Source organism: Pseudomonas sp. URMO17WK12:I12 (assembly GCF_000514395.1).
GTDB lineage: Bacteria > Pseudomonadota > Gammaproteobacteria > Pseudomonadales > Pseudomonadaceae > Aquipseudomonas > Aquipseudomonas mucoides.
Map to the genome: position 1 here is coordinate 380,685 of NZ_AZVV01000004.1, position 17,758 is coordinate 398,442.

At 59.5% G+C, this 17,758-nt stretch carries 15 protein-coding genes; 1 reads left to right on the forward strand and 14 read right to left on the reverse strand.

What is annotated here, in order from left to right:
- Nucleotides 1–62: 62 nt before the first annotated feature.
- The 4 genes from dtd to D882_RS0104505 all read right to left on the reverse strand — a co-directional run bounded on the left by dtd (nt 63) and on the right by D882_RS0104505 (nt 3,513).
- On the reverse strand, nt 63–500 hold the full coding sequence (gene dtd, locus D882_RS0104490) for a D-aminoacyl-tRNA deacylase (RefSeq protein WP_027922129.1): 438 nt from the start codon (nt 498–500) through the stop codon (nt 63–65).
- Nucleotides 497–1,468 (reverse strand): prolyl aminopeptidase, encoded by a 972-nt coding sequence (gene pip, locus D882_RS0104495; protein WP_027922130.1) that lies wholly within the window; start codon nt 1,466–1,468, stop codon nt 497–499. Before pip ends, dtd begins: the two co-directional genes overlap by 4 nt.
- A gap of 105 nt (nt 1,469–1,573) precedes the next feature.
- On the reverse strand, nt 1,574–2,491 hold the full coding sequence (locus D882_RS0104500; RefSeq protein ID WP_027922131.1) for an alpha/beta hydrolase: 918 nt from the start codon (nt 2,489–2,491) through the stop codon (nt 1,574–1,576).
- Between the two features lie 74 nt (nt 2,492–2,565).
- A complete protein-coding gene (locus D882_RS0104505) occupies nt 2,566–3,513 on the reverse strand; it encodes a choline ABC transporter substrate-binding protein (RefSeq protein WP_027922132.1) in 948 nt (315 codons plus the stop codon).
- 369 nt (nt 3,514–3,882) lie between these two features.
- On the opposite strand from D882_RS0104505, the gene D882_RS0104510 reads away from it, so the two are divergent.
- Complete coding sequence (locus tag D882_RS0104510; RefSeq protein ID WP_027922133.1) at nt 3,883–4,419, forward strand: hypothetical protein; 537 nt, start codon at nt 3,883–3,885, stop codon at nt 4,417–4,419.
- A gap of 46 nt (nt 4,420–4,465) precedes the next feature.
- Here D882_RS0104510 and hutG read toward each other — a convergent pair whose 3' ends face one another.
- From hutG to hutU, 10 genes are all read right to left on the reverse strand, one after another.
- The gene (gene hutG, locus D882_RS0104515) at nt 4,466–5,269 is read right to left on the reverse strand and encodes an N-formylglutamate deformylase (protein WP_027922134.1); all 804 of its coding nucleotides are present in this window, start codon (nt 5,267–5,269) and stop codon (nt 4,466–4,468) included.
- A 10-nt stretch (nt 5,270–5,279) separates the two neighbouring features.
- Nucleotides 5,280–6,485: an imidazolonepropionase gene (hutI, locus tag D882_RS0104520; RefSeq protein WP_027922135.1), complete on the reverse strand. Its 1,206-nt coding sequence runs from the start codon at nt 6,483–6,485 to the stop codon at nt 5,280–5,282.
- 17 nt (nt 6,486–6,502) lie between these two features.
- Complete coding sequence (locus D882_RS0104525; protein ID WP_027922136.1) at nt 6,503–7,912, reverse strand: amino acid permease; 1,410 nt, start codon at nt 7,910–7,912, stop codon at nt 6,503–6,505.
- Nucleotides 7,913–8,032: 120 nt separating this feature from the next.
- Complete coding sequence (gene hutH / locus D882_RS0104530; RefSeq protein WP_027922137.1) at nt 8,033–9,565, reverse strand: histidine ammonia-lyase; 1,533 nt, start codon at nt 9,563–9,565, stop codon at nt 8,033–8,035.
- A gap of 113 nt (nt 9,566–9,678) precedes the next feature.
- The gene (hutH, locus tag D882_RS0104535) at nt 9,679–11,202 is read right to left on the reverse strand and encodes a histidine ammonia-lyase (protein WP_027922138.1); all 1,524 of its coding nucleotides are present in this window, start codon (nt 11,200–11,202) and stop codon (nt 9,679–9,681) included.
- A gap of 170 nt (nt 11,203–11,372) precedes the next feature.
- Nucleotides 11,373–12,203 (reverse strand): glycine betaine/L-proline ABC transporter ATP-binding protein, encoded by an 831-nt coding sequence (locus D882_RS01000000130820; protein ID WP_007948989.1) that lies wholly within the window; start codon nt 12,201–12,203, stop codon nt 11,373–11,375.
- Nucleotides 12,200–13,051 carry a proline/glycine betaine ABC transporter permease gene (locus D882_RS0104545; protein ID WP_027922139.1) on the reverse strand — a complete coding sequence of 284 codons (852 nt, stop codon included), beginning with the start codon at nt 13,049–13,051 and terminating at the stop codon, nt 12,200–12,202. The genes D882_RS01000000130820 and D882_RS0104545 overlap by 4 nt, the downstream gene beginning before the upstream one ends.
- 70 nt (nt 13,052–13,121) lie before the next feature.
- Nucleotides 13,122–14,090, reverse strand: coding sequence for an ABC transporter substrate-binding protein (locus D882_RS0104550; RefSeq protein WP_027922140.1), 969 nt, complete (start codon nt 14,088–14,090; stop codon nt 13,122–13,124).
- Nucleotides 14,091–14,159: 69 nt separating this feature from the next.
- Nucleotides 14,160–15,629: a cytosine permease gene (locus tag D882_RS0104555; RefSeq protein WP_027922141.1), complete on the reverse strand. Its 1,470-nt coding sequence runs from the start codon at nt 15,627–15,629 to the stop codon at nt 14,160–14,162.
- 154 nt (nt 15,630–15,783) lie between these two features.
- Nucleotides 15,784–17,472: a urocanate hydratase gene (gene hutU, locus D882_RS0104560; protein WP_027922142.1), complete on the reverse strand. Its 1,689-nt coding sequence runs from the start codon at nt 17,470–17,472 to the stop codon at nt 15,784–15,786.
- Nucleotides 17,473–17,758 lie beyond the last annotated feature (286 nt).

Consider the following 17,758-nt stretch of genomic DNA (forward strand, 5'->3'; position numbering starts at 1 on the left):
ATTTCTCGCGAAAAACGCCTGTTTACAGTCGAAAAGCTCTTAAAAAGTTGTTTCAAGCGCTTTCAGGTCTGTAACAGGAAGGTTACCGGACCATCGTTGACCAGGTGCACCTGCATATCCGCGCCGAATCTACCTGATGCCACAGTGCCATGCACCTGTTTCGCTTTGCCTAATAGATAGTCGAAAAGCTCCTCACCCAACGCAGGAGGGGCCGCGGTCGAAAAACTCGGACGCAGCCCGCTTTTAGTGTCAGCAGCCAGGGTGAACTGTGAGACCAGCAGCAACCCGCCACCGACATCCGCCAGGGACAGATTCATCTTGCCCTCAGCGTCGCTGAATACCCGATAGTTAAGCAGCTTATTGAGAAGTTTGTCGGCGCTGGCCCGAGTATCCTCGGGCTCGACGGCGACCAGTACCAGCAACCCTTGGTCGATCACCCCCACCACTTCCCCCGCGACCTCGACTCGCGCACCCCGTACGCGTTGCAACAACCCCTTCATGCTTCTTCGGGCGGCAGATCGAGCAAGCGGCGCGCCATCTGGCCGGCGGCCCGTACCAACGCATCGGTGATGCCCGGTTCGGCCGCTGCATGGCCGGCGTCACGGATGATCTGCAGCTCACTGTTCGGCCAGTTCTGGTGCAATTCCCAGGCGTTATCCAGCGGGCAAATCACATCGTAGCGACCGTGGATAATTACACCGGGCAAATGGGCAATCTTGCCCATGTCACGGATGAGCTGGTTGGGCTCAAGGAAGGCGTTGTTGGTGAAGTAGTGACATTCGATGCGTGCAATCGACAACGCGCGCTGAGGTTCCGAGAAGCGATCGACCACCAGCGGATTCGGACGCAACGTTGCGGTCCGGCCTTCCCACGTGGACCAGGCCTTGGCCGCATGCATCTGGGCAATCTGGTCGTTGCCGATCAGGCGCTTGTGGAAAGCGCTGAGCAAGTCGTCGCGCTCGTCCAGCGGGATCGGCGCAATGTAGTCCTGCCAGTAATCGGGGAACAGACGGCTGGCGCCTGCCTGGTAGAACCACTCGATTTCCTGCGGACGGCAGAGAAAGATCCCGCGCAGGATCAGGCCGTGGACACGCTCCGGGTGGGTTTGCGCGTAGGCCAGCGCCAGGGTTGAACCCCAGGAGCCGCCAAACAGCACCCATTTGTCGATGCCCAGATGCTTGCGAATTCGCTCAAGGTCGGCGACCAGATCCCAGGTGGTGTTGTTTTCGAGGCTGGCGTGGGGGGTGGAGCGACCGCAACCACGCTGGTCAAAGGTGACAATGCGATACAGGTTTGGATCGAAATACCGACGGCTCTGGGCATCACACCCGGCGCCGGGGCCGCCGTGGATGAACACCACCGGCAAACCTTCCGGTGAACCGCTTTCGTCGACGTAGAGCGTATGGGTGTCATCGACGGCCAGATCGTGCCGGGCGTGGGGTTTGATCTGTGGGTACAAAGTCTGCATTGCGCGCTCCGTAAGGGGTCGAGGTCATCCCTGGGGGGACTTCTATTATTCTGCCGTCCGGCATCATAAACCCGAATTACGTCAATGAGCATGCCCCTTGCTGCGTCAGAGTCTGTCAGCCAAAAACCCGAGCAGCGTTTCATAGAGTTCGTCCACCTCGGCGACCTGGCCGCGCGCGCGCAAACAGCCGTGAACCAGCCCTTCGCCATAGTACAACGTAGTGTCCACGCCAGCGGCTTCCAGTTGTTCGGCGTAGACCACACCGTCATCGCGCAGAGGATCGAATTGCGCGACGGCAATCAAGGCCGGCGGCAGTCCACCGAAATGCCCGGCGAGCAATGGCATGGCATAAGCGCCCGGCTGTCGGCTGCCGCGCAAGTACAAGGCGTGATAGCAATCGACATCGCTGCTGCTGAGTAACGGCGCGTCGATGCATTCGCTGCGCGATGGCGACTGCTGATCGCCGCCCAGGCCCGGATAGATCAGGACCTGCGCAGCGGGCAGTGGTTCGTGGGCATCGCGTAACGCCAGGCACAACGCCGCGGCCAGATTGCCGCCAGCACTGTCCCCCATCACCAGCGTCCGCGCTGGATCAAGTCGGAACGGCCCGGCACGCAACGCGCGCCAGACCTTGAGACAGTCATCGAATCCCGCCGGATATGGATGTTCGGGCGCCAGACGGTAATCAACGGCAATCACCAACACGCCGAGTGTCGAGGCGAGCTCGGCGCAGATGAAGTCGTGGGAATCCAGATCGCCGACCACCCATCCGCCACCGTGCAGATACACGATGCACGGGCACGTATCGGACGATGGCGAGGCGTGTGGCTGATACGACCTGACGGCCACACCGGCCAAATCGAAATCGACGACATAGAGCCCTTCAGGACGCGGCGGGGTAAACGCCTGGCACATCTCGCTGTAGGCCAGGCGCAAACCGGCGAGGCTGGTGTCGGTGCTGTTGAAGCTGACGGTTTTCTCGACGAAGGCCGTCATCTGTTCGGAAAGCAGGTAGGGAGTCATGAGCCAGTGTCAGTCCGTCAGAATTTCGTGAACAGGGCCTTTGTGGCGAGGGGGCACTCGTCATTACCGATGGGTCAGTTTTTCAAACTGGCCTGTACGGTTGCGAGGCCGTCCTTGCCATCAAAACTGGACACGCCCGCCAGCCAGCGCTGCAAATCTTCCGGGTGATCGCGCAACCATTGCCTGGCCACGTCCTGCGGCGTCTTGCGTTCCATGATCGGCACCATCAACTGGCTTTCCTGGGACGCGGTAAACGTCAGGTTTTCCAGCAGACGATTGACGTTCGGGCAACGCTGGGCGTAATCCGGCGCGGTGACGGTGGAAACGGTGGCCGCGCCTTCGTTCGGCCCATACACGTCTTCACTGCCCGTCAGGTAGGCGATCTTCATGTTGATGTTCATCGGGTGCGGCGTCCAGCCGACGAACACCACGAATTCCTTGCGATTCACCGCGCGTTGCACTGCGGCAAGCATGCCGGCCTCACCGGACTCGATCAGTTTGAAATCCTTCAAGCCAAAGTGATTGGTCTCGATCATGGTTTTGATTGTGGTGTTGGCGCCGCTACCCGGCTCGATGCCATAAATCTTGCCACCGAGCTGGTCCTTGAATTTTGCGATATCGGCGAAGGTTTTCAGTCCGGCGGCGGCCACGTAATCCGGCACCGCGAGCGTCGCCTGGGCATCGGCCAGGCTCGGTTTGTCCATGACCTTCACTTGATTGGCGGCCACGAACGGCGCGATGTTTTTGTCCATCGCCGGTTTCCAGTAACCAAGGAAGATGTCGAGCCGCTTGTCGCGGATGCCGGCGAAGATGATTTGCTGCACGGCGCTGGTTTGCTTGCTTTCGTAGCCCAGGCCATTGAGCAGCACATCGGCCATGCCGCTGGTGGCGATGACGTCGGTCCAGTTGACCACGCCCATGCGCACGGCTTTGCAGGAAGCATCGTCACTGGCCAGGACGCTGGTGCTCAAAAGAGCCGTGCCGCAGAGGATTGAGAGACAGCGGGTGAACAGTCTTTTCATCGTGAGAGTCTCGTGCGGCAGATTATTGTGAGGGCCGGTGTCTTCGTGCACCGTGCTCAGCACATTACGCAGCAGCGAGAGGGTAAAAGCGAACTGTGGCGACCGAGATTTGCACGGTGGCGACAGTCTGGCGAGATCGTTCCCTTGCTCCGCGTGGGCGCGTGGGAATGCAGCGAGGGATGCTCTGCGTCTCAAAGGCGGATGCCGTAGCCTAATAAAGCAACGACAACGTAAATAGACAGCACACTATAACCAAACAATATAAAAAACTGTCAGAAGTGCCAGCTGACAACCCACATTGAAAAATATTAAATCAACAAGAAAGCAATACACCAGCAAAAGATAATACTTCAATCCGGAGAAAATATTATGGACACACCGTCTACATCACAAGGCCTCGATGAAGAATTCAATGCAACCATAAAATTCGCATCTGGAAATTTCGCATTCAAGGCGAATAAGATCAGCATAAAAGAGAGCGTTGATTCATTAGGAAATAAATGCTGGCGAGTACAGGCCTTCCAAGATATTTATAAGGACTTCCCCCCCAAACCAGGTTTAGCTGGCATCAAAGAGGTTATCGCCATTCATCTCTATATCGGAGAGGAACTCAGCGGAACAAATGAAGCACTGGTTCCCGCAATCCAGCCGCCCAACGCGATAAAAAACAGTGGCAACCTGTTCAAGATTGTCGACAAAAAACCTGACAAGGACGACGTTATAGATACAGCCGAAACTTACCCAGGCACCGAAGGCATAGCAAGTTACGAGTGGAATCAAGAAAGAACACGCATCAAAGGCACTTTTCGCCTCCTGGTAATGGACTGCGATAACCCTGGCCCCGAAACAGATATAAACATATATGGTAACTTCAACCTATTAAACAGTGGCGACCATAGAATTTAATGCCAATCCCAAATTAAGAAGCGATTTTCAAAAATCGCTCTCAACTTTACTTCAAGAAATTTTTAGCCCCCCAACTCAACAAACCTTGCAGCAACTCCTTGAGCACCCCTTGCGTTGGCGCAGCCAGATCCTGGCGATAGCGGAACGGCTCGAACTCTTCCATGTAGGTGCACTGCCCCAACTCCAGTTGCACCGCATGGATGTTTTCGGCCGGGTTGCCGTAATGCCGGGTGATGTGGCCGCCCTTGAAACGACCGTTCAGCACATGGCTGTAGTCGCCGTGACGCGCGCAGATGGCTTCCAGCTGAGTGGCCAACTGCGGATCGCAACTGGCGCCATTGAAGGTGCCAAGATTGAAGTCCGGTAGTTTGCCGTCGAACAGGTGCGGGATGATCGAGCGGATCGAGTGCGCGTCGAACAGCAACGCATAGCCGAACTCGGCTTTCAGTCGCGCCAGCTCGTTTTGCAAGGTCGTGTGATACGGCGTCCAGATCTGCTCCAGATAGGTCGCGCGCTCCTCTTTCGACGGCTCCAGCCCTTCACGGAACAATGGAATGCCGTCGAACAGCGTCGCCGGGTACAGACCGGTGGTCGCGCCGACATACAAAGGCTTGTCGTCGGATGGCCGGTTCAGGTCGATCACGAATCGCGAATACTCGGCTGCCAACGTACTCGCGCCCAACTCTGCAGCAAACGCGTAAAGCTGCGGAATGTGCCAGTCGGTGTCCGGCAGGCTGCGGGCGTCGGGGATCAACCCGGCTTCGACCGCCGGGGTCAGGCGCAGGCCGGCGTGGGGCATGCTGATCAGCAGCGGCACGCGGCCTTGTTTGAAGTTCAGAACCTTATCCACAATTGCTCTCCTAAACGCTTGTCTCGACGCCGTGACGCACGACGCGTTTTTCCAGGTCACCGCCCAGCCAGTACGACAGGTCGGCCGGACGATCGATTTGCCAGGCGACAAAATCCGCGACCTTGCCAGCTTCCAGCGAACCGTGGGTGTCGGCCATGCCCAGCGCGGTGGCGGCATGAATCGTTGCACCGGCCAGTGCTTCTTCCGGGGTCATGCGGAAACAGGTGCAGGCCATGTTCAGCATCAAGCGCAACGACAGCGCCGGCGAGGTGCCGGGGTTGAGGTCGCTGGCGATGGCGATTTTCACCCCGTGCTTGCGCAGGGCTTCCATGGGCGGCAACTGGGTTTCGCGCAGAAAGTAGAACGCGCCCGGCAGCAGCACGGCGACGGTGCCGGACTTGGCCATGGCGATGGCGTCGTCCTCGGTCATGAACTCCAGGTGATCCGCCGACAGTGCGTGATAACGCGCCGCCAGACTCGAACCGTGCAGCGACGACAGTTGTTCGGCGTGCAGCTTCACCGGCAAACCGAGCTCCTGTGCGGTGACGAACACGCGCTCGACCTGCGCCGGCGAGAACGCCAGGTATTCGCAGAAGGCATCCACGGCATCCACCAGCCCTTCGGCGGCCAGGGCCGGGAGCATGTCGGCGCAGATGTGATCGATGTAGTCGTCGGCGCGATCGGCGTATTCCGGCGGCAAGGCGTGAGCGGCCAGGCAGGTGCTGCGCACGCTCACCGGCAGTTCGGCGCCGAGACGGCGGATCACGCGAAGGATTTTGCGTTCGCTGGCCAGGTCGAGGCCGTAGCCGGATTTCATCTCGACGGTGGTCACGCCGTCGCGCATCAAGCTCTTCAGACGCTTGGCGGCACTGGCGAACAGTTCGTCTTCGGTCGCCGCACGAGTAGCGCGCACGGTGCTGGCGATGCCACCACCGGCCGCGGCGATTTCCGCGTAGCTGACGCCTTGCAGACGCTGTTCGAATTCACCGCTGCGGTTACCGCCAAACACCGTGTGGGTATGGCAGTCGATCAGGCCCGGAGTCACCCAGGCCCCTTTAAGATCATTGACTGCCGGGTACTCGCCCGACGGCAGTTCAGCGCGTGGGCCGATCCACTCAATGTGCGCACCTGACGTCACGATGGCCGCATCCTCGATGATCGAGTAGACGCCTTGCGCCATGGTTGCGACGTGGCAGTGTTGCCAGAGAGTTTTCATCCGTGGCCTCCGTTAGGTTATCGATGAGAAAAAGAAGGTTCCCGCTCTACCGGTACTGCCTTCCCTGCCGCCGGTTTTACCCACGTCAGGTAGGCCAGCACCAGCAATACAATCCAGACCACGCCGACGATCAGAGCCGCCTGGGTGTCCGGGAAATAGCCCAGCACGCCGAAAATGAACAGCATGAAGGCAATCGCTGCCATCGGCGCATAGGGCCAGAACGGCACCGGGAATTTCAGTTCGGCGACCTGTTCGCGGCTCATGGAACGACGCATGGCCACCTGGGTGAACAGAATCATCAACCAGACCCAGACCGTTGCGAAGGTGGCAATGGAGGCGATCAACAGAAACACGTTTTCCGGAATCAGGTAGTTGAGCAGCACGCCCAGCAGCAGCGCGGCACTCATGACCACCACGGTCATCCATGGCACACCGTTGCGCGACAAGCGGGCAAAGCCTTTGGGTGCGTGCCCTTGCTGGGCCAGACCGTACATCATGCGGCCCGCCCCGAAGATGTCACTGTTGATCGCCGACACCGCCGCCGAGATCACCACGATATTGAGAATGGTTGCCGCCGAGCTGATCCCCAGACTGTCGAAAATCTGCACGAACGGGCTGCCCTGGCTGCCGATCTGCTGCCATGGAAAAATCGACATCAGTACGAACATCGTCAGCACGTAAAACAGCAGGATACGCAACGGTACGGCATTGATCGCCCGGGGCAGCACGTGCTGCGGGTCTTTGGCTTCGCCGGCCGTCACACCGATGATTTCGATGCCGCCAAACGCAAACATCACCACCGCAAACGAAGCGATCAGGCCGCCCACGCCATTGGGCATGAATCCGCCATGGCTCCAGAGATTGCTGATGTCGGTCGCCTGAGCACCGGGTGCCGTGCTGATGCCGAACAGCATGATGCCAAAGCCGCCAAGGATCATCGCAACGATAGCTGCCACTTTGAGCAGCGACAGCCAGAACTCCATTTCACCGAAGACTTTGACGTTGCACAGGTTCAAGCCGCCGACCACCGAAACGATGCCCAGCACCCAGATCCAGCGGGCGACTTCCGGAAACCAGAAGCCCATGTAAATACCGAACGCGGTGACGTCGGCCATGCCGACGATGACCATTTCAAACGCGTAGGTCCAACCGAGGATGAAGCCCGCCATCGGCCCCAGATAGGTGCTGGCGTAGTGGCCAAAAGAGCCGGCCACCGGATTGTGCACCGCCATCTCGCCGAGGGCGCGCATGACCATGAACACCGCCGCGCCACCAATCAGGTATGCGAGCAGTACCGCAGGCCCGGCCATTTGAATGGCCGAGGCAGAACCGTAAAACAGCCCGGTGCCGATCGCCGACCCCAGTGCCATGAAGCGAATATGTCGGGCAGAGAGCCCGCGTTTCAAACCTTTTGCTGGCTGTTGCATTTCTCGTCCTTAATTATTCTTATTCGACTCAAAATCGTATCGCGAGCAGGCTCGCTCCCACAGGGGTTGTGTGAACACTGGAGATCCACTGTGGGAGCGGGCTTGCTCGCGAAGAGGCCATTACAGGCTAGGCAGCAACTTCACCGACAACAGCTCGTTCAGGCAACGGGTCGCCAACAACTCGGTTGCGGCATTGATGTCCGGTGCAAAGAAGCGATCCTTCTCATAGAACGGCACTTCTTTACGCAAGATGGCACGCGCCTTTTCCAGTTTCGCCGAAGTCTTCAAACCATTGCGCAAGTCCAGGCCCTGAGCCGCCGCCAGCCATTCCACCGCCAGCACGCCACGGGTGTTTTCAGCCATTTCCCACAGACGCTTGCCTGCCGCCGGAGCCATGGACACGTGGTCTTCCTGGTTCGCCGAAGTCGGCAGGCTGTCCACCGAATGCGGATGCGCCAAGGCCTTGTTCTCACTGGCCAGTGCCGCCGCCGTCACCTGAGCGATCATGAACCCGGAGTTCACGCCACCGTTAGCCACCAGGAACGGGGGCAGTTGCGACATGTGTTTGTCCATCATCAGCGAGATACGACGTTCGCTCAGGGAACCGATTTCAGCGATGGCCAACGCCATGTTATCGGCGGCCATGGCCACCGGTTCGGCGTGGAAGTTACCGCCGGAAATCACATCACCTTCAGCAGCGAATACCAGCGGATTATCCGACACAGCGTTGGCTTCGATCGCCAACACTTCGGCAGCCTGACGGAACTGGGTCAGGCAGGCGCCCATGACTTGTGGCTGGCAGCGCAGGGAGTACGGGTCCTGGACCTTTTCGCAGTTTTCATGCGAGTCGGACACTTCGCTGCGCTCGCCCAGCAGATCACGGTAAGCGGCAGCGGCGTCGATCTGGCCTTTCTGGCCACGGGCAGCGTGGATGCGTGCGTCGAACGGCGAGCGCGAGCCCAATACCGCTTCAACGGTCAGCGCGCCCAGCGCGACAGCGCCAGCGAACAGGTCTTCACCCTCGAACAGACCGCGCAAGGCGTAAGCAGTCGATACCTGAGTGCCGTTCAGCAGCGCCAGGCCTTCTTTTGCGGCCAGGGTCAGCGGGGTCAGGCCAGCGATTTTCAGCGCTTCGGTGGCTTCCATCCATTCGCCCTTGTAGCGCGCCTTGCCTTCGCCCAGCAGCACCAGCGACATGTGCGCCAGAGGCGCCAAATCGCCGGAAGCACCGACCGAACCTTTCAATGGAATGTGCGGGTAAACCTCGGCGTTGATCAGGGCGATCAGCGCGTCGATGACCACGCGACGAATCCCGGAAAAACCACGGCTCAGGCTGTTGACCTTGAGCACCATGACCAGGCGTACCAGCGCGTCGCTGATCGGCTCGCCGACACCGGCGGCGTGGGACAAAACGAGCGAGCGCTGGAGGTTTTCCAGGTCTTCGCTGGCGATACGGGTCGAGGCCAGCAGGCCGAAACCGGTGTTGATGCCATAAGCGGTGCGGTTCTCGGCGAGGATCTGTTCCACGCAGGCCACGCTGGCTTCGATCTGGGCCGAGGCGCTGTTGTCGAGGGTGATTTTGACCGGTTGCTGATAAACATCACGCAGTTGGGCAAGGCTCAGTTGGCCGGGAATCAAATTAAGCGCAGTCACATCATTCTCCTTTTGAGAGTTTTTATTAACTCACCAGACGCTCCGGAGATTTCCGTTGTCCGTCGCGTCTCGCTTTTGGGGAGACGCGCCTTGGCACGCTGGTGTTATGGAAATCAGTTCAGGTTCGGCAACGCGTTGTGCAGCAAAATCGGGTCTTTCAACACACCGGCAGCGGCGGCGATGTCCGGTGCAAGCCAGCGGTCCTGGTCGTAGGCCGGAACCCGCTCGCGCAGCAGACGCCACGCGACATCGGTGCCAGCGCCAAAGCGTTGCTCTTTCAAGAATTCAAACGCCTGAGCCGCCAGCAAGTACTCGATGGCAAGGATCTGCGTGCAGTTTTCCAGCGCACGATGCAGCTTCAGCGCGGCGTTTGTGCCCAGGCTCAAGTGGTCTTCCTGCAGGCCCGACGTAACGTAGTTGTCGAGCACGGCGGGTTGCGCCAATTGCCGGTTTTCCGCGCACAGGGACGCGGCGACGTACTGAACGATCATCATCCCGGAGTTAACACCCGGATTGGCCACCAGAAACGCTGGCAGACCGCTGACGTGCGGGTTGATCAGGCGATCGAGGCGACGTTCGGCGATGGAGCCGATTTCAGCCATGGCGATGGCCAGCAGGTCCGCTGCCATCGCTACGGACTGGCCGTGCGGATTGGCTTGGGAAACGACGCGGTAGTTGTCCGGCGTGCCCAGCACCAACGGGTTATCGGTGGCGCCGTTGAGTTCGTTTTCGATTTGTTGAGTCGCGTGAACCAGCTGGTCACGGGCAGCGCCGTGGACCTGCGGGATCGAGCGAATGCTCAGGGCGTCCTGGGTACGAATACCTTTGCTGCTGGCGATCACTTCGCTGCCATCGAGCACCGCGCGCAGGTTGACGCCGACTTGCTGCATGCCTGGGTGCGGCTTGAGCGCAATGATCTCGACGTCGAACGCATCGATCTGACCGCGCTGGGCTTCAAAACTCATGGCGCCGATCACATCGGCCCATTGCAGCAAATGCGCGGCGTCGGCAATCGCCAGGCAGCTGAGGCCGGTCATGCACGGCGTACCGTTGACCAGGCACAAACCGTCCTTGGCGCCGAGCTTGACCGGTTGCAGGCCTTCTTCGGCCAGGGCTTGCTGAGCGGAAACGATTTGCCCGCGATAGCTGACATTGCCAACACCCAGCAGCGCAATGCCGATGTGAGCCATGTGCGTCAGGTAGCCCACAGAACCCTGGGACGGCACTTGCGGGGTGATGCCACGGTTGAGCAGCGCCAGCAGGGCTTCGACCACTTGGCGGTGCAGGCCGGATTTGCCGTGACTGTAGTTGACGACGGCGGCGCACATGATGGCGCGCGTCTGCTCGTTGGTCAGCGGCGCGCCCACGCCACAGGCGTGGCTGAGCAGGGTGTTGCGCGACAACTGGCTGAGTTGTTCATCTTGCAGGGAGACGTTGCACAACGCGCCCAGCCCGGTGTTGATGCCATAGGCACGCTCGCCGCTGGTGACGATGCGCTGGACGATGCCCTGGGCGTTTTCAATGCGTGCCCAGACCGGCGCCGACAGCTCAAGCTGCGCGCCATGACGGGCAACGGCGACCACATCCTGCCAGCGGACCTGCGCTTCGGTGATAACGATTTTTTCAGCCTGGGACATCTTTGACCTCGTGCGTAAAACCTGAATATTGATGCAGCTTTACCGGCCCCATCGCGGGCAAGCCCGCTCCCACAGTGTTCTGTTGTGTGAAGAAAATTTATGCAACACAACCAATCCCTGTGGGAGCGGGCTTGCCCGCGATGAGGCCGGCAAAAGTCACCGCAAATCTTTTAAACCACTGCAGCCCGACGTTGCACAAACCGGTCGACATACTCATCCGCCGGCGAATGCAGGATCTCGCGCGGGGTGCCGACCTGAATCAGGCGGCCGTCCTTGAGGATCGCGATGCGGTTGCCGATGCGCACGGCCTCGTCGAGGTCGTGGGTGATGAAGACGATGGTCTTGTGCAGGGTCTTTTGCAGTTCAAGCAACTGGTCCTGCATCTCGGCGCGAATCAACGGGTCAAGGGCACTGAACGCTTCGTCCATCAGGATGATGTCGGTGTCGGCGGCCAAGGCGCGGGCCAGGCCCACACGCTGACGCATGCCGCCCGAGAGCTGATGCGGGTATTTGTTTTCGTAGCCCTTGAGGCCCACGGTGTTGATCCAGTGCAGCGCGCGCTCGGAGCACATTTGCTTGCTCTCGCCGCGCACTTTCAGGCCGTAGGCGACGTTGTCCACCACAGTCTTGTGCGGCAGCAGGCCGAAGCTCTGGAACACCATGCTGATCTTGTGCCGGCGAAATTCGCGCAGGGCTTCCATGTCGTATTGCAGGATGTCCACGCCGTCCACCAGGATCGCGCCGCTGGTCGGGTCGATCAGGCGGTTGAAGTGACGCACCAGAGTCGATTTGCCGGAACCCGACAGGCCCATGATCACGAAGATCTCGCCCGTGCCGATGCTCAGGGACAGATCGTTCACGCCGACTACGCAGCCGGTTTCGGACAGCACCTGGTCTTTGGTCTTGCCCTGGCCAATCATCGCCAGCGCATCCTTGGAGCGGTTGCCGAAAATCTTGAAGACGTTTTTGACTTCAATCTTGCTTACGGTCGCGTTGTTCATTTGCTCACCTCATGCCGTGCCCGACCGTACGCCTGAGTAATGCGGTCGATCACCACAGCCAGAATCACGATCGCCAGACCGGCTTCCAGGCCACGTCCGACGTTGAGGGTCTGAATCCCCACCAGTACGTCTTCGCCCAAGCCACGGGCACCAATCATCGAGGCAATCACGACCATCGACAGCGCCATCATGGTGGTCTGGTTGATCCCGGCCATGATGCTCGGCAGGGCCAGGGGCAGTTGCACGCCAAACAGTTGCTGCCAGCGGTTCGCACCGAAAGCGTTGATCGCCTCCATCACTTCACCATCAACCTGGCGAATGCCCAGGTCGGTCAAGCGAATCAGCGGGGGGGCGGCGTAGATCACGGTGGCGAAAATCGCCGGGACCTTGCCCAGACCGAACAGCATCAGCACCGGGATCAGGTACACGAAGCTCGGCATGGTTTGCATGATGTCGAGCAACGGCATCAGCACCGAACGCAGGCGATTGCTACGTGCCGAGAGAATGCCCAGCGGAATGCCGATCAGCACCGAAATGATCGTCGCGACCATCATCAGCGCCAGGGTTTGCATCAGCTTGTCCCAGAGGCCGACCGCACCCACCAGGAACAACAACCCGACAATCACGGCCGTGGTCACGACTTTGCGCGTGGCGTGCCAGGCAATGCCCGCGACGATGGCGAGCATCAACCACCAAGGCGCCGCACGCAGCAGGCCTTCAAGGTTGACGATGGCCCACAGCAGCGTGTCAGAGATCTGCCGGAACACGTCGCCGTAGTTGGTGACCAGCGAATCGACCCAACCGTTGACCCAGTCGGCGATGGAAAAGGTAAAGCTTTCGGGAAACATAGGAGACTCTCAATCAAGGGGTTGCGATCAAGCGTCCGACTGCCGCTACCGGCAGTCGGAGAGGCTCAACCTACAAGGCCGCGTCGATTTTCTTGGCTGCGTCTTCGCTCACCCACGCGTGCCAGACTTCAGGATGTTCCTTCAAGAAGATCTTCGCCAGTTTTGGCGACTCGATCCGCTCTTTGGTCATGCGCCCAAGGTTCTGGTTGAGGATGTCGATTGGCACGTTGACCTTTTCCAGCACGGCCACCAGTTCCGGGGCCTGTTCGTGGAAAGTCTTGGACAGGCCGACCTTGATATCCACGGTCTTGTTCACGCCTGGTTTCTCTTCGAGTTTCACCGCGTCGATCTGGCCCATCAGTGGGGTTGGCGACCAGTAGTAGAACAGGATCGGCTCGCCACGCTTGTAGCTCGACAGCACGGCCGCATCCAGCGCCGGGCCGGTGCCTGGGCGGAAGTTGGTGTAGGTGCTTTCCAGGCCGTAGCTCTTCAGCATTTCGCTGTTGTCCAGCTCGCAGGTCCAGCCGGCCGGGCAGTTGTAGAAACGGCCCTTGGAGGGCTCTTCAGCGTCCTTGAAAATCGCCGAGTATTTGCCCAGGTCGGCAATGTTTTTCAGGTCGGGAGCTTTGGCTTCCAGCTTGCGCTTGGCATCGCCTTCGATGACGTAACGCGGCACGTACCAGCCTTCGATAGCGCCCACCACAGGTGCGCCGACACCGACGACCTTGCCGGCCTTCTCGGCCTTGTTCCAGACTTCGCTGCGACCGACCCACTCTTCGGCAAACACCTGAATGTCGTTGCTGCTCAGGGCGTTTTCCATGGTGATGGAGTTGCCCGGCAGGCTGTCGGTCTTGCAGTCGTAGCCCTTCTCCAACACGACTTGCATCACGTCGGTCAGCAGCATCGCGCTTTCCCAGTTCAGGCCGGCAAATTTCACCGGTTTGCCCGACTCGCACCAACCAGCCGCCTGAGTGGCGCCAGCACTGGCCAGCAGGCCCATGGAAAGCAATGTGGTCAGCAGGGTCTTGTTCGATTTCATTGTTGTGACGCTCCTAATCATGAATTGGCTTACGGCAGTCAAGAGGCATCCAGCCCTGTCCACGTCCAATCAGGCCTGCGTCGCAACGCGACCGGTCCCGTTTGTTTTAGGTTGTACAACACTGTCCTGCTCGATCGGCAGAATCAGTTGATCGGGCACGGTGCCGTGCCATTTTTTCGCACACACGTAATACAGGGCCGCGGGAATCACCAGACCGATGATCCAGGAGATATCCACATCACCCAGGGCCGCCACCAGCGGACCGGTATAGAACTTGGTGGAGATGAACGGCAACTGCACCAGCACACCGAAGACATAGACGCTGATACCGAGGGCGTTCCAACGGCCGTAGCGACCGTTAGGATCGGCCAGTGCCGGCACGTCATAGCGCTCGCGGGTGATGCAGTAGTAATCCACCAGGTTGATCGCGCTCCATGGCGTGAAGAACGCCAGCAGGAACAGGATGAAGGACTTGAACGCACCGAGGAACGAGTGCTGGCCGAGCAACGCCATCAGGGTCGCAGCACCAACGATCACCAGCACGAAGACCAGACGCTGCAGGCGCGATACTTTCAGGTCACCGCGGAAACCGCTGATGATGGTCGCAATGCACATGAAGCTGCCGTAGGAGTTCAGCGTGGAGATGGTGACCTTGCCGAACGCGATGCTGAAATACAGCAGCGCAGCGGTGGCACCGGTACCGCCCAGACCAACGATGTAGGCGACTTCATGCCCAGCGAATTGGCCGTTGGCCGATGCAGCAGCGAACACGCCGAGGACCATCGCGACCTGCGCACCAATGACCGAACCTGCGCCTGCGGCAAAAAAAGTTTTCACCGAAGAAATCTTGCTCGGCAGGTAGCGCGAGTAGTCAGCCACATAAGGGCCGAAAGCGATCTGCCAGGAGGCCGCGAGCGATACCGCAAGCAAGAAACTGCTCCAGCTGAAGTGGCGGATTTGCAACAGTGCGCCCACATCAACCTGGCTCATCAGACGGCTGAACAGATAAACAAAGGCAATCACGCCAATGACACTGGCCACACGGCCGATCCAATGGATCACCCGATAACCGAGCACCGTGACCAGCACGATGACACTGGCGAAAATAAGGATGCCGACGCTGTCGCTGACGCCAAACAACTGGCCCAGCGCCTGACCGGAAAGCACGGTACCTGTTGCGGTGAAGCCCAGGTACATCAAGCAGACCAGCACGATCGGGATGGCCGCGCCATACACGCCGAACTGGACCCGACTGGAAATCATCTGCGGCAGGCCCAGCTTGGGACCTTGCGCCGCATGCAACGCCATGACCCCGCCGCCGAGCAGTTGACCAATCAACAGACCGATCAACGACCAGAACACATCACCGCCCAACACCACGGCCAGGGCCCCGGTGACAATCGCGGTGATTTGCAGGTTGGCACCCATCCACAGGGTGAACTGGCTAAATAGACGACCGTGTCTTTCCGCTTCCGGGATGTAGTCGATCGAGCGCTTCTCGATCAACGGTTTGTTGCCTGCACGTTCGCTGACAGCCATGGTTCAACCTCTGTGGATTGTTTTGTAGGTTTACGCAATCCCTGTAGCAGCTGCCGCAGGCTGCGTTGGGTTGCGAAGCGACCCCGGCATTCCAATGTGGAACGAAGGTCCTTCGGCCCTTAACGCAGCCTTCGGCAGCTGCTACTCGGGTTGTTTATTTGCCGGTAATCATCGGCAGGTTCAGCCCTTGTTCCTTGGCGCAGTCGATCGCGATCTGGTAACCCGCATCGGCGTGACGCATAACGCCGGTCGCCGGGTCGTTATGCAGCACGCGAGCAATACGCTCGGCCGCTTCGTCCGTACCGTCGCAGACAATCACCATGCCCGAGTGCTGTGAGAAGCCCATGCCGACACCGCCGCCGTGGTGCAGGGACACCCAGGTCGCGCCGCTCGCCGTGTTCAGCAGAGCGTTGAGCAGTGGCCAGTCGGACACGGCATCGGAACCGTCTTGCATGGATTCGGTTTCGCGGTTCGGGCTGGCGACCGAACCGGAGTCCAGGTGGTCGCGACCGATCACGATCGGCGCGGACAATTCACCGCTGCGCACCATTTCGTTGAAGGCCAGGCCGAGCTTGGCGCGCAGACCCAGGCCAACCCAGCAGATACGCGCCGGCAGACCCTGGAAGCTGATGCGCTCGCGGGCCATGTCCAGCCAGTTGTGCAGGTGGGCGTCGTCCGGGATCAGCTCTTTTACCTTGGCGTCGGTCTTGTAGATGTCTTCGGCGTTGCCCGACAGTGCAGCCCAACGGAATGGGCCGATGCCGCGGCAGAACAGTGGACGGATGTAAGCCGGTACGAAGCCTGGGAAGTCGAATGCGTTTTCCACGCCTTCTTCCTGGGCCATCTGACGGATGTTGTTGCCGTAGTCGAAGGTCGGGATGCCCATTTTCTGGAAATCCAGCATCGCTTTAACGTGCACGGCCATCGATTGCTTGGCGGCTTTGACCACAGCAGCAGGCTCGGTCTTGGCGCGAGCGCGGTACTCTTCCCAGGTCCAGCCGGCCGGCAGGTAACCGTTGAGCGGGTCGTGGGCGCTGGTCTGGTCAGTGACCATGTCCGGGCGTACGCCACGACGAACCAGTTCCGGCAGGATTTCAGCGGCGTTACCCAGCAGTGCGATGGAAATCGCTTTGCCTTCTTTGGTGTATTTTTCGATGCGCGCCAGTGCGTCGTCGAGGTCTTTGGCCTGTTCGTCGACGTAGCGGCTGTTCAAACGGAAATCGATGCTGACCTGTTGGCATTCGATGTTCAGCGAGCAAGCGCCAGCCAGAGTGGCGGCCAGAGGCTGGGCGCCGCCCATGCCGCCCAGACCGGCGGTCAGGACCCAACGACCTTTCAGGTCATCGTTGTAGTGTTGGCGACCGGCTTCGACGAAGGTTTCGTAGGTGCCCTGGACGATGCCCTGGCTGCCGATATAGATCCAGCTGCCGGCGGTCATCTGGCCGTACATGGCCAGGCCTTTGGCGTCCAGTTCGTTGAAGTGTTCCCAGCTCGCCCAGTGTGGCACCAGGTTGGAGTTGGCGATCAGTACGCGCGGTGCATTGGTGTGAGTCTTGAACACGCCGACCGGCTTGCCGGATTGCACCAGCAGCGTCTCGTCGTCGTTCAGGTTGGTCAGGCTTTCGACGATCTTGTCGTAGCACTCCCAGTTACGTGCCGCACGTCCGATACCACCGTAAACCACCAGTTCTTTAGGGTTCTCGGCGACTTCCGGGTCGAGGTTGTTCATCAGCATCCGCAGCGGCGCTTCGGTCAGCCAGCTCTTGGCGGTCAGCTTGTTACCGCGTGCGGCACGGATTTCAACGTTACGAAACTTGGTAGGTTTCTGGGTATTGTCAGTCACGAAAAAGACTCCTCAGCGATCAATTCAAACCAACCCTGGCAGTGGGCAAGCCAGCCTGTGCGCATCGTTGCGCCACAAGCGAATCAGTGGACGCTGCGGAGAGTCTCGGTCGACTCATACGCATACGTCTTTACTTGTACATACAAGCATATGCAATCAAGCGGCCAACTTGTTTGATGGGTGTTCAAGAAAGTTTTTGGATGGGCTGGAACGCTTGTAGATCAAGGGTTCAGGTAGAGATGAAATTTTTCGGGGGGATTGTTGCAGAAGGGTGACGGCTGTTACT